General features: G+C 37.4%; 14 protein-coding genes. 13 read left to right on the forward strand and 1 reads right to left on the reverse strand.

Annotation, left to right across the window (positions count from 1 at the left end; genetic code table 11):
* Positions 1-47 precede the first annotated feature (47 nt).
* The 11 genes from BuS5_RS00075 to BuS5_RS00125 all read left to right on the forward strand — a co-directional run bounded on the left by BuS5_RS00075 (position 48) and on the right by BuS5_RS00125 (position 9,515).
* Positions 48-227: a PD-(D/E)XK nuclease domain-containing protein gene (locus BuS5_RS00075; protein WP_027353972.1), complete on the forward strand. Its 180-nt coding sequence runs from the start codon at positions 48-50 to the stop codon at positions 225-227.
* A 217-nt stretch (positions 228-444) separates the two neighbouring features.
* Positions 445-714: a type II toxin-antitoxin system HicB family antitoxin gene (locus BuS5_RS00080; protein WP_027353971.1), complete on the forward strand. Its 270-nt coding sequence runs from the start codon at positions 445-447 to the stop codon at positions 712-714.
* A complete protein-coding gene (locus tag BuS5_RS00085) occupies positions 715-945 on the forward strand; it encodes a type II toxin-antitoxin system HicA family toxin (RefSeq protein ID WP_027353970.1) in 231 nt (76 codons plus the stop codon). It begins immediately after the preceding gene.
* 369 nt (positions 946-1,314) lie between these two features.
* Complete coding sequence (locus tag BuS5_RS00090; RefSeq protein ID WP_051374783.1) at positions 1,315-2,478, forward strand: ATP-binding protein; 1,164 nt, start codon at positions 1,315-1,317, stop codon at positions 2,476-2,478.
* A gap of 135 nt (positions 2,479-2,613) precedes the next feature.
* On the forward strand, positions 2,614-3,957 hold the full coding sequence (locus BuS5_RS00095; RefSeq protein ID WP_035265432.1) for an MBL fold metallo-hydrolase RNA specificity domain-containing protein: 1,344 nt from the start codon (positions 2,614-2,616) through the stop codon (positions 3,955-3,957).
* Between the two features lie 288 nt (positions 3,958-4,245).
* Positions 4,246-4,905: an exosortase C-terminal domain/associated protein EpsI gene (locus tag BuS5_RS00100; RefSeq protein WP_027353969.1), complete on the forward strand. Its 660-nt coding sequence runs from the start codon at positions 4,246-4,248 to the stop codon at positions 4,903-4,905.
* 2 nt (positions 4,906-4,907) lie between these two features.
* On the forward strand, positions 4,908-5,732 hold the full coding sequence (locus BuS5_RS00105) for an exosortase/archaeosortase family protein (protein ID WP_084445948.1): 825 nt from the start codon (positions 4,908-4,910) through the stop codon (positions 5,730-5,732).
* Positions 5,733-5,901: 169 nt separating this feature from the next.
* A complete protein-coding gene (locus tag BuS5_RS00110) occupies positions 5,902-6,657 on the forward strand; it encodes a hypothetical protein (RefSeq protein ID WP_157487393.1) in 756 nt (251 codons plus the stop codon).
* 40 nt (positions 6,658-6,697) lie between these two features.
* Positions 6,698-8,635 carry an asparagine synthetase B family protein gene (locus BuS5_RS00115; RefSeq protein WP_027353966.1) on the forward strand — a complete coding sequence of 646 codons (1,938 nt, stop codon included), beginning with the start codon at positions 6,698-6,700 and terminating at the stop codon, positions 8,633-8,635.
* Positions 8,636-8,785: 150 nt separating this feature from the next.
* A complete protein-coding gene (locus BuS5_RS00120) occupies positions 8,786-9,052 on the forward strand; it encodes a nucleotidyltransferase domain-containing protein (protein ID WP_035265430.1) in 267 nt (88 codons plus the stop codon).
* Positions 9,053-9,104: 52 nt separating this feature from the next.
* Positions 9,105-9,515, forward strand: a complete 411-nt coding sequence (locus BuS5_RS00125) for a HEPN domain-containing protein (protein WP_027353965.1) — start codon at positions 9,105-9,107, stop codon at positions 9,513-9,515.
* 7 nt (positions 9,516-9,522) lie between these two features.
* Here the strand turns inward: BuS5_RS00125 and BuS5_RS00130 are convergent, their stop codons facing one another.
* Entirely contained in the window at positions 9,523-10,677 is a 1,155-nt protein-coding gene (locus BuS5_RS00130) for an IS4 family transposase (protein WP_036019371.1), read from the reverse strand.
* A gap of 416 nt (positions 10,678-11,093) precedes the next feature.
* On the opposite strand from BuS5_RS00130, the gene BuS5_RS00135 reads away from it, so the two are divergent.
* Together BuS5_RS00135 and BuS5_RS00140 are read left to right on the forward strand one after the other, a co-directional pair.
* A complete protein-coding gene (locus BuS5_RS00135; RefSeq protein WP_274427916.1) occupies positions 11,094-11,360 on the forward strand; it encodes a hypothetical protein in 267 nt (88 codons plus the stop codon).
* 441 nt (positions 11,361-11,801) lie between these two features.
* Positions 11,802-12,818: a hypothetical protein gene (locus BuS5_RS00140; protein WP_274427918.1), complete on the forward strand. Its 1,017-nt coding sequence runs from the start codon at positions 11,802-11,804 to the stop codon at positions 12,816-12,818.
* Positions 12,819-13,372 lie beyond the last annotated feature (554 nt).

A 13,372-nucleotide genomic window follows, 5' to 3' on the forward strand; every position in this document is an offset into this window, starting at 1 on the left:
TTACCAATCAGTAAAAGTGTATTTAAAGAAATTCGGACGGAAGATTGTTGTATGGAATAGAACAGATCAAAGAAAAAAAATATCATGAAAAATATATAGCAGAAGATAAAGAAATCTTTTTGATTGGAATAGACTTCGACGAACAAGAGAAAAATCTTTCAAAGTTTGAAACAGAAAAATTGGCATTAACAAAACCTGAATTTCAATGCCAGATCTACCCGATATAGCATTAGGTATAAAAATGTTGAAATAGCTCGAAATTTTGCATGGTATTAAACTTCTGACTGAACCTGTAGAGGTTGATTAAAATGAAGTAGTCGCACCTAAAAATAAATTCAACGGCCGCAAAAAGCCTTAATTCAAAATTGAAGTATTTTCCTTTTATTGACAAAAGCAGCAATTCGAAGCAGACTCTGTCGGCCAAACTAAAGGAGGTTTTTTTAAATGAATCTAAGTGTAACCATTGAAGTATGGCGTAAGGGGCAATGGTATATTGCTAAATGCCCTGAATTGGATTTTATCTCCCAAGGGACGACTCGTGAAGAAGCTAAAAGCAATCTTTTAGAGGTTATCCAAATACAATTTGAAGAAATGAGTCAAATAGGCGCTTTGGATGAATACCTTGCCGAGTGCGGGTATGAGAAGCAAAATAATACAATCATTCTTAATACAGAAATGATTGGATTTGAGAAATATTCATTGCAGGTTGCATAAATGCCAAGAATAGCGCCAACTAATTGGAAAGTGCAGATGGAAGTTTTTCAACTTTATGGTTGCAAATACAAACGTAAAAAAGGGTCTCATCATATTTTGACTTATCCAAATGCAAAACGGGCAGTTGTAATTCCTGAATATGATGAAATTGATATTGATATCATCAAGAACAACATGAGAACTGTTGGAATGAGTCGGGATGAGTATTTTGAGTTCTTAAAACAAATCTGATTATAACGGATTTACGGGAGGCCCTAATTTCGGTAGTCTGAATGCAGACTCCTTATCTCTACAATTGCAATGATTGTTTCATAACCTAACAATTTTATAGGGAATATAATATGTTTTAGGAAAAAAAGCAGGAAAAGGTGTTGAGGTATAAATTCTGCGTTATGCTGCATGATTTGAAGTTAAGGCACGCTTAGGGTTCGCACAAAAATAAGTTAGCAATTTTAAGTGTTGAGGCGCCTGGCTGGCAAGGCGCGAAAGCGTAGGAATATCAAGATATTTCTACGCTTTTGTAACGCAGCCAGGCAGGATGTATCGACGCTTAAAATGTAAAGTTATTTTTGCGCGAGCCCTTAGGAACGGGGACTAATTTTGAATATTGAAAAACTGATGGAATGGACAAAAGAACCAGCCTTTATGAACCGCAAGCAGGAAATATTTTTTCTGGAGCAGTGGATATCGGAAAAACCTGATAGCCTGCTTTTTATTTTCGGCCCCAAAAGCAGCGGAAAAACAACCTTGCTGTCACACTTCATTGAACAGAACTTGCCAGGCAGCAGGTATGAGATCAAACATTTTAATCTTCGAAAAATATTCATTGTTAATTATCAGCATTTCATTCAGACTTTTTTCGGGGTTGATTACAGTAAAAGCAAGGCTGATATAAAAGAGCGAAGACAGTACAATCTTAAAGTGTTTAATCTGACCGTGGATACCCTGAAAGGTCTTGAGGATAAGTCTCTTGATCCCTTTGCCGTTATGGAAAAAGAACTGCAAAAAACAGCCAACCATGGAATTCGTCCAGTCATCATTATTGATGAACTTCAAGCCCTGGAGGGAATCTATCTCAATGGTCAGAGGGAACTGCTCAAGGAACTCTTTAATTTTTTTGTGGCCATGACCAAGGAGTCTCATCTATGCCATGTGATCATCGCCTCCAGTGACGGTTATTTCATAGAGCGCATCTATAACGATAGCAAACTGAAAAAGACCTCAAAATTTCTTGAGGTTGATTATCTCTCTAAAGAAGATGTCCAATTCTGGCTTAATGATCTTGCCGGAAACTCAAAAATTAAAAAGTTTACTTTAACTAATTCTCAAAAAGAACAAATGTGGAAGATATTCGGTGGAAGCTGCTGGGAAATCAGTTCTTTTCTTGGAGATTTGCTGAGAGTGGCCAGTGATGGTTTTATACCTGATGATGAGTTTGAAGAGCTTCTTGAACAAAAAAAAATTACTATGCGCAGCATGTTTGAGGACTATGCAGGCCTGAATAAGCAGAAAACAGGTCTGTTTCGTGCCATAAATCAAGTCAATAGTGCACAGCCACATATCAAATTACGCGATCTTGCAGGAATTGTTGAAAACGGCCTTTTCGCAGAACCGGAACTTCGCAAAGAACTTTCTGAACTGGTAAGGCAGAATTTCCTGGCGTATAACCCTGTAACTGCTGAATATACCATCCAGGGGCGCAGCATGGAACATGGACTGCGTATGTTTATAGAGATGATTGATGATACACCGGCCGCTAATTAGCCGTGTTTGGATGAAAACTCAAAACCCCTGAAATTATAGTCAGTTGGATGCTATTCTCAAATCGAAGATTTTTAAAGGTGGAAGGATAAACATGATGTTTATTTCTATTCTTCCGGATAAAAGGGAATAACCTCGATGAACCGGTACATCCACCATCTTGGAGCAGAAGACTGTGTCACCGGCTCATGCCACCTGATGCAGGTAAAGGGACTGAACATTATGGTTGACTGTGGTCTGTCCCAGGGGAACGATTATTGTACGCCGATGGGAAAGTGGCCGGCTTCGCCTTCGGCCCTGGACTTTCTCTTTCTCACCCATGCACACATAGATCATATCGGACGGCTGCCGGAGCTTATTCAAAACGGTTTTAGAGGCGAAATCATCTGTTCCCATCCAACAAAAGCCCTGCTTTGTCCGATGCTCGCAGACGCCATGAAATTCTCCCACCTGCCTGAGAAGGATATGGAAAATCTGGAGAGAATCATCGATGATCTTTCATGGGGATTTGAATACAATCAAACCTTTGATCTGAAAAAAGGAATTACATACAAGCTTGGCAGGGCCGGTCACATCCTCGGCTCCTCCTTTATCAGGTTTGAAGTTGACCGCGGCTGGTCTGTAATATTTTCCGGTGACCTGGGATCAAAGGATACACCCATTTTGCCTGATCCGGAAATTCCTGAGCCTGCCGATCTTCTTGTACTCGAATCCACCTATGGCGACAGGCTTCACGCAAAAAGAGATCAAAGAGTACACAATCTTGGAACCATGCTGACCAGGGCTTTGTCTGATAAAGGTAAAGTTTTTATACCGGCATTTGCACTCGGGCGCACCCAGGAACTAGTTTATGAAATGGACAGGCTTTTTACAGACTCCAAATATCATGAAATATTTCCTGAACTCAGCAATGGAAACAGTCCACCTGTTTTTATCGATTCTCCTCTGGGACTTAACATCACAAAGGTTTATTCAAAGCTTGCTGAATACTGGGATAAAGAAGCAAAAAAACTGCACTGTCATGGCGACCATCCCATTGATTTCAAAGGGCTTTACGCTGTCAGTAATTACAGGGATCATCAAAAGTTATGCAGCACAAGCGGCCCGGCCGTCATCCTTGCAGGCAGCGGTATGTGTACAGGCGGCAGAATAATCAATCATTTGACAGTAGGTATAGACCAGCCTGAAAACGACATTTGTTTTGTGGGTTATCAGGCGAAAGGCACACCTGGAAGGAAAATTCAAAAATACTGCAAATATCTTGGCGGTTATGTTTATCTGGACGGAGAAAAAAAATTTATAAAGGCAAATGTCCACACGCTTTCAGGCTACTCCGCACACGCCGACCAAAATGGACTTGTATCCTGGGTGGAGTCAATAGCCGAAAAACCGCATGCAGTCAAACTCGTTCATGGTGAAACAAAAGCCCAAACAGCTCTGGCATCTGTTTTAAGAAACAAAGGTTATACAGTATTGGATTAATCCTATTAATCCTAAGGAACGAGGCATAAAAAAATGAAATATCCATTGAAAGCTCAGAGCTGTTTTTAACAAGTATCCAACAATTTCACCAGAACCAATAGGTAGTTTGCTTTCTATAGCATTTTGATAATTAAATTGGCCAGGACGATGGTCAATATATCTGATGCATTTTCTAACCGAGGCCTTTTAACCTGAAATTTCGTTATTTTTACATGTGGCCTTAATTTTATCATGTAACCCCTTGAAAATCTATGTAGTCTGTGTTCGTCCGTGTGAGTCTGTGGCTAAATGAAAAAAATGAATATCCTTTCATCCAAACGAAGCTTGATCGCATCAGGCCTTATGCTAATCACGCTTCTAGTCATTAATCACTTCGGACATTTTAAAAATATCAACCCCCTACAACCCCTTTCAGGATTTCCTCGTCATATAGGGCACTGGTACGGAGAAACAGGGCGCTTTGATCAAAAAATCTATGACATTTTGGGGGTAGATGATTTTTTCCTGTGCAATTATAAATCTCATGACGGAAAACAAATACAGCTCTACATTGGCTATTACAATAATCAAAGAGAAGGAGACCTGATTCATTCTCCAAAAAACTGTATGCCCGGATCAGGCTGGAACATTATCCATACCTCAATAAAAGAATTGACCGTCCCGGGAAGAGACTCTGGTAAAACAAATATCATAAAAATGATTCTGAAAAAGGGAAATCAAAAACAAGTTGTTCTTTACTGGTTTCAGTCCAGAGGCCGTATTATTTCTTCAGAATATCGGCAAAAAATCTATCTTGTGCTGGATGCGATTTTAAAACACCGTACAGACGGATCGTTTGTTCGGCTGATAGCACCAGTAGTACAAACCGAAGCTGAAACAACCGGATACATGGGAGACTTTGCTCAGCAGCTTTTCCCAATCCTTGAAGAATACCTCCCTGAAGCATAATTTTGGGTATTAAAAAAATAAAAACCTGGCTGCCGATCGCCATCCTGATCATTTGTTTTGCAGCGCTTTATCAGCATGTTATTATTAAAATGGTTCAGGACTGGCTTGGCGACGATAACTATGGCCATGGTTTCATGATTCCATTTATTACAGTCTATTTTATTTGGCAGCGGAAAGATGACTTTTCAAAGCTCCAGGTTAACCCTGCCAACACTGGTATCGTTATTCTGTTTTCAGGCCTCTTAATCCTTTTTGTCGGCACTATCGGCGCAGAACTTTTCATGATGCGTTTTTCAATGCTTATCGTGATCTATGGACTCATCATTTTCCTGAAAGGAGTCGAGTTTGGAAAAATTACTCTGGCACCTGTAGCCTATCTGATTTTCATGATTCCGCTCCCAGCTATTATTTGGAACAAAATCGCCTTCCCCTTAAAGCTGTTTGCAACAAAAATGGCCGTTAACACTATAAAGTTGGCGCAAATACCTGCTTACAGGGAAGGAAATATTATTCACCTTAGCAATACTACACTTCAGGTAGTAGATGCCTGCTCCGGCATGCGTTCCCTTGTTTCACTGCTGGCATTGAGCGCCGCCTTTGTCCTGGCTGCCGGTTATTCAAAAATAAAAAAATTGGCATTGTTCCTCTCTGCCGTACCTATTGCCATATTGTTAAACATTGCCCGTTTGTCCTTTACCGCTTTGTTAACGCAGTATTTCAACCCCCAGATCGCGCAAGGTTTTTTGCATGAATTGTCCGGGATATTTGTTTTTATTTTTGCAATACCCTGTCTTTATTTTTTGCACAAGCTTATATGCAAATTTTGAATTTTTAATTATGAATTAAGAATGAGGGGTTAAATAAAGCTTGAAAAAATTGTGACATCTTTGCCAGTATAAAAATATAAGGGGAAAAATGAAAAAAATGTATATAAAATCAAAATTATTAATAATCATCCTTTTATCGATCTTTTTTATCTCTTGCAACGGAGGAAAAATGGAGGAAAAAAAAGTTAATTATAATGCATTAAAAGACGTCCCTGCATCCGCATGGAAAAAGTTGTCTCAAAAGAAAATATATTTTGGCCATCAGTCAGTTGGATTCAACATAATAGACGGCATAAAAGACCTGATGAAAAAAAATTCAAAAATAAAGCTGAACATTATCGAAACATCATCACCTGCTGATTTCAAAAAAGGTGTTTTTGCCCATTCACGAGTAGGGAAAAATGTAAATCCTGAGTCAAAAGCAGATGCATTTGTTAAAATTATCAACAAATTGGGGGATAATATTGATATAGCTTTTTTTAAATTCTGTTATGTAGATATTAATTCCCAAACAGATGTGAATAAGGTTTTTAATCATTACAAAGAAACTATGGCAAAGCTGAAAAATAAATATCCCAAAACAAAATTTGTTCATTTTACTATACCCCTTGGCACAACAAAAATTACTTTAAAAACAAGGATTAAAATGCTGATCGGGAAAAAAGATATTTGGGAGTTAGACGCAAATATCAGAAAAAACGAATATAATGAATTACTGATAAAAGAATATAAAGACAAAGAACCTGTCTTTGATATAGCAAAATTTGAAAGCACTTATTCTAACGGAAAAAGATCTACCTTTACAAAACAAGACAAAAGCTATTTTTCTCTTGCTCCGGAATATACTTATGATGACGGCCATCTTAATGAACCCGGCCGCGTAAAAATTGCTGAACAGCTTTTGATCCTTCTCATAAATCAGTAGAATTCCTTAATTCAAAATTAAAAATTGTTATATAAAAGATATGGGACTAATAGCAGGAATATATTCAATAGAAAATAAAGCCATTGATAGCGGCAGGCATCTGGATAAAATGATACAATGTCAACAACATCGCTGCCAGGGTGGAGAACCTGTTAAATATATAAACAAGCAAATTGCCATTGCTATGGTAAATCCATTAGACTCCATATTTTCCGAATACGATATACCAACAAACAGCCATAATCCTATTTCCGGCCTGTATAATGGCATATATGCTTTTACAGATGGAATAGTGTTAGACGTACCAAAGCACAAAATATATTTTGAAAGCAACGGGCTTCCAATGCAGGATAATACATGTTCTTCCATAGTTGCAGCAGCATACCAGAAATGGGGTCTTGATTTTATGTTGCATCTTGAAGGAGAATTTTCCTGCGCTATCTGGGATGAAAAGAAAAAAAGGCTTGTTCTTGCCCGTGACCCTTTTGGGCATAAACCAATACATTATTATTCCAATAATAAAAAAGTTTATTTTTCTTCAGAAATTAAAGGCATCCTGGATGCCGGCGTAAATCCTGGCATCGACCTGACTTCATTAAGCGATTTTTTAAGTTTAAATTGTATCCCTTATCCGGCAACAATTTTTAAAAACATTTTCCAGGTCCCGCCAGGCAGCCTGGTAATTATAAACAGTCTTGATATTAAAATAAAAAAATACTGGGAACCGGTTATATCCGTTGACAAGACGATATCCTTTGAAAATGCTGCTCAAATGATTACCGAATCTTTAAAAGAAGCGGTAAAAAGACGGATGATGGCAAAAGATGCCTTTTGCTTTTTAAGCGGTGGTATGGATTCCAGTGCCATAGTCTCTTTTATGACAGAAGTATCTTCCTCTACAGTTCATGCTGTAAGCGTGGGGTTTGAGGAAGAGGAAGAAAATGAACTTGAAGATGCTGCTGTAATGGCAAAACATGTCGGCGCAAAACTGCACCAGGTAATTGCAAAGCCGGATTCTTTTTTTGATATGCTCGACCTGATGGTTTTTCATCATGACACCCCTTTCACTGACACTTCCGCATATCCCACTTTTTATGCCGGTAAACTCGGAAGCAGTCTAACTGATGTTATCCTGACCGGTGACGGCCCTGATCAAACCATGGGAGGAAGCGGTCATTATGTCTTTGCCGTAAAAAATAATATATTTGCAAACAGAAAAAAAACTTTTCAGTTTCTTTCAGGAATTGGAGCAGGCATAGCATCTGCTTTATCAATCGACCCGACCCCGGCGCTTTTTTCCAAAATTCACAGAAAATTATATCGGCAAAGCCTTGGACCGGTTCATGCAGCATATGATATCCGTTCATATTTTCCTGATATAGTAAAAAAATATCTTTGTACAAAAAATCTGTACGATGTCCATTCTGCCCACAATCCCTACCGGCATCCTGAAGCATGGTTTAAACAGGCGCAAGGTCTGGACGATATTAACAAATATTTATATGCGGATATGCAATTTTATGTACCTGACGATCTTATGATAAAAGTAGATCGTATGTGTATGGCACATGGTTTGGAGACTCTTTCTCCATTCCAGGATATTAAACTTGCTGAAATAGTCAACAAATTACCCGGTCACTACAAAATACTGCAAACAAAAAACAATCAGATAATAACAAAATATATTCTTCAAAAAGTTTGTGAAAATCGGTTTCCAGAACAAATTCTGACAAAAAAAAAACAGGGTTTTGGTGTTCCTCTTGAAAAATGGTTAAAACAGAATAATGGAGAAAAAATAAAAGAAATATTGCTTGATCCAGGCTCACTTCAAAGAGGTTATTTTAAGGGAAAATCTATTGAGAAGTTTGTAAATGTTTTTCTTGAAAACAAAGGCGATTATTTTTTCCCGGGACCAAATGCGATTGCCGGTCTTTTAACCCTTGAGTTGTGGCACAGGAGATATTTGGATTTTATATGAAAATGAAAAATTTTATAATTAAATATTTTAATCTTATTCTTATATGTGTTCTTCTGTTAATACCATTAAGAATGAGAGCTAAACTGTTGTGGATGATGTCGAGCTTGAAACACAATTTTAAATTTTAAATTTTTTAATGAGGCATATATTATGCTTGATGGGAAAATAAAAAGTGAAATATTGCAGTGCCTTAAAAATGAAAATTTACATAAAATTATTCTTTTCGGTTCATATGCATATGGAACTCCTTGTGCTGACAGCGATATTGATTTGATTGTTGTATCCAACGCCAGGGGTATGAGCAAAAATTATAAAGATTATTTAAAAAGGGTGTTGCAAAGATTGCTATTATCGGTAATTAAAACAGGTGGTTACGCCATAATGGGAAAATGGGGTTTTTATAGGTTAACTAATTGATTTTATTATAAAAGTTTTTTTACTTTGCAACACCCTTTTAAAGAATAAAACAATGATCTCTAAAAAACTTTTAAAGATAAAAAAAAAATATCCTCTTGATTTGATTGTTTACACTAAAGATGAATGGGCTTTTCTCAAAGATTCAAAAACTTCATTTATACAAATTATAGAAGAAAAAGGTATTAATTTTTATATGAAAGATGGTGCCAGATCCTGGATGGCTTTTACCGATAGAGACCTTGAAGCAGCAAAAATACATAGCGTTGTTCGTTTGTATGGAATAATTAATGAAAAAATTGAATTAAAATTTACAATTGACGAGGATCATCTTAATCTCATAGACGATATATATATCGACACAAGATACCCAAGTGGTCTTGGCTTACTGCCATCCGGTTTTCCTTCAAAAGAAGAAGCAATTGAAGTTTTAAATATTGCAAAAAACATTTATGATAATCAGTAGTGTCCGGTTAAGTTTTTGCATATAGCATTTGCTCTTTGATAATCAGATTATTAGACCATACGTTTTTTTCGTCAGTACGTAATTCGTTCTGGATGGTATTTCTAAGCTGACGAATCCTCTTTATTGATACAGGTTCATTAAACTGTTCATGGCAGTATATGGCCATAAGCAGGTAGGTTATTAACCCCGCAAGGATTTGAACCATCAGGCCATATCTACTGTGAGCAATCAAGTGGTACACTTTTAAATGTTTCTTCCACCATTTGAAAAAAGTTTCGATATCCCATCTAAGCTTATAAACGGTTGCAACCTGCTCGGCTGTAAGATCATAACGATCAGTTGCCACAAAATATTTGACACCGGCAATTTTATAACCAACCAGTCGAACCGGCTTTCTGGTCTGGTTTACCCCAGGAGTGCCAAGAAGAACCACAGCATCATAAAAAATATAGCTGTCGGGATCAACAGGCTGCTCTTTGATAATAGTTCTTGTTGTTTTCGCTTTGATGCGGCAAACAAAATGTTTTTTTTCATCCTGAAGAAGATCAAAATCCTTATGTGATTGATACCCCCGATCCATGATTCCTGTTTGGCCTTTTGTAAGGATAGACCTGACAAAGGGGCGTTCAGCGCCATTTCCATTTGTCAGATGAATTTTTATAGGAATCTTGCGATTGACATCAAAGCCGAAATGGCCTTTTGCTTTTTTAGCGCCTTTTCTGTAATCAGCCCAGTACATGGACAGAACTGCATCAATTAAAGATCCATCAATGGAAACGAGTTCACCGAGATCTGAATAATTTGATGGTAAAGCATTTTGTGCCTGGCTGCAAAGAGCTTGAAAAACATATTCAAGCTGTTCAAGCCCTCGAGAATTGATAATTTCGGAAAAACTGCTACGACTGATCCCTCCATCTGGAGCGACACATTCTTTGGCAAAATCGTCTTCTTTAAGGTGTTGAATAAGATCACGAGCTGATTCATGTTCTTGTAGATGGAAAAATATCAGTGCGTGAAGCTGATCTTCAAAAGTCATTTTCAATGGCCTGTGACCTCGGGATTTAAGCTGTGGCGTGTCAGGAAAAATCTTTTGCAAAGGTTTGAGAAATCGAGCATGAGATTGGGGATTAAAATTCTTTTTTGGGATATTGAATATGTCCATTTTTGTCTTAACTCCTTGTTATAATTATATTTTATAACAAAACGATAAAAAATTTTTATTTGGTTTGTCAAGTAAAAAATGAACATTTTTCTAATTTTTTTATCCCATATAACATGCAAAAACCTAACCGGACACTACTGTATGATAATATACTTTTGTGTTTTTCCAGGAATTAATAGACCAAAATAAAAATTATAGGTGTTTGCGTATGATTGGACATGCTGCGTCCTCAGCGATTTTTGCGGTGAGGAAAGTTTTTTATTATCTGTATCAGCCCATTATAATTATGAATTAGGGCATTCTACTGATTTTCTAAAATAGAATTTAACATTTTCTTGTTTGTCAGTTTTATTGTCAGTGATAGTCCGTGTGTATCTGTAGCTAATAAACTCATCTCTTTTGAGGAGGAATACAAAATGCCATACGTAACAAGTGTAGAAAAAATTGGTATTGAAAAAGGAATACAGCAGGGACTGCAGCAGGGAATGCAACAGGGAATACCGGTGGGAATGTTAATAGAAGGCAGGGAGATGATTATTGAAGTTTTAACCGAGCGTTTTGGCAGGACAAGCGCCAAATTGTCGAAACAACTTGAAAACATAGATTCACGTGAAAGATTAAAAGCCTTGCTCCGCCAGGCGCTTCGGGTAAAAAACATCAATGAATTTGAAAACAGATTATAAGGGTTAGGAACGAGGACGAAATAACTTCCCCAACTATGCATCACAGCTTCAGGCCATCTTTGCCCGATATAAAAGTATAAAAATCTTGAAATAGCTTGCTATTCCTGCAACTTTTATACTTTTAGATCGAACAAACCTAACCTAAATCTGTGCGCCTACTTGTGGAAGTTATTTCGTCCCCGTTTCTTATTGAACAGTATACTTTTGTATTTATCTGTGTCCAATTTTTGCCGAGCCGGCATAAATAATAATATGTGTCCGTCCGTGTGGGTCTGTGGCTAATAAAAAAAGGTAAAAATATCAAAAAAACAAAAAAAAGTCTGGCATACAATTTTCCGGTGGTTCAGATTCCTCTTTAACAGCCTACCGCATGTCTCTTGAGTTTGATCAGGTTCATCTCCTGACGTTCCGCCATTTTGGAAAATTTAAGGAAATAGAGTTGTGAAACAAAACAATCAAGACTATGACAGCCCCTGGAAAGATATCCTTGAGGTTTATTTCCGGGAATTTTTGAAGTTTTTCTTCCCCAAAATTGAAAAAGACCTGGATTGGAAAAAGGGATATGTCTTTCTGGATAAGGAATTTCAGAGCATAGTAAAAGAAGCAAAAACAGGCAGAAGGCATCTCGACAAACTGATAAGTGTATACCGGAAAAACAATCAGGAAACCTGGCTTTTGATTCACATAGAAGTACAAGGGACAAAAGAAACGGATTTTAGTGAACGGATGTATGTGTATAATTACAGAACCTACGACAGATATCGACGACCGGTTGCAAGTCTGGCGGTTTTGACGGATGAAACCGTTTCATGGCGTCCTGAAAGGTTTGTCTACGAAATTTGGGGATGTGAAGCAAGTTTGCGCTTTCCAGTAGTGAAAATTTTGGATTATAATAATAGCGAAAAAAAACTTTTGGAAAACACCAACCCGTTTGCTATAGTAGTTTTATCGCAACTAAAAGCAATGGAGACCCGTAATGACCCGGAAGCCAGAACCAGAGTAAAGTTTGATCTGGTAAAGCGGCTTTATCAAAAAGGTTATAAAAAAAAAGATGTGGTTCAGCTTTTTTCATTTATTGACTGGATCATGTCACTTCCTGAAGAATTATCCCAACGGTTTTGGGACAAACTCATCTCTTTTGAGGAGGAATACAAAATGCCATACGTAACAAGTGTAGAAAAAATTGGTATTGAAAAAGGAATGCAGCAAGGAATACAGCAGGGACTGCAGCAGGGAATGCAACAGGGAATGCAACAGGGAATGCAACAGGGAATACCGGTGGGAATGTTAATAGAAGGCAGGGAGATGATTATTGAAGTTTTAACCGAGCGTTTTGGCAGGACAAGCGCCAAATTGTCGAAACAACTTGAAAACATAGATTCACGTGAAAGATTAAAAGCCTTGCTCCGCCAGGCGCTTCGGGTAAAAAACATCAATGAATTTGAAAACAGATTATAAGGGTTAGGAACGAGGACGAAATAACTTCCCCAACTATGCATCACAGCTTCAGGCCTGGGGTGTCTAAAAAGGTAACATGTTGATTTGATAATATTTTTTAGACAAATTTCACAAAAAAATTAACGGGATATGGTACCTATTTATAAAAAAATTAAATGAAAACAACGAGTTATATTTATATTATTGTTGAAAAAAATAGACGTTCGGTCAACTATTGAAAATGTTGTATGCATTTGATTTTATTGGCTTAAATGATATTTTACTTTAAACAGTATAAAGGCCTTTTGAAACATACCAATATCAGTTTTTCCTCACTTTTTGGACCCCTTAAATTTTGCTTAAAAGCCTTACGAGAATGAGCCTTGCAAGCAATTTTCTTGGGTCCATTTTTGAGCAACTATGTCTGTCGATTTGGACACCCCACTTCAGGCCATCTTTGCCCGATATAAAAGTATAAAAATCTTGAAATAGCTTGCTATTCCTGCAACTTTTATACTTTTAGATCGAACAAACCTAACCTAAATCTGTGCGCCTACTTGTGGAAGTTATTTCGT

The organism is Desulfosarcina sp. BuS5 (assembly GCF_028752835.1).
Classification (GTDB): domain Bacteria; phylum Desulfobacterota; class Desulfobacteria; order Desulfobacterales; family BuS5; genus BuS5.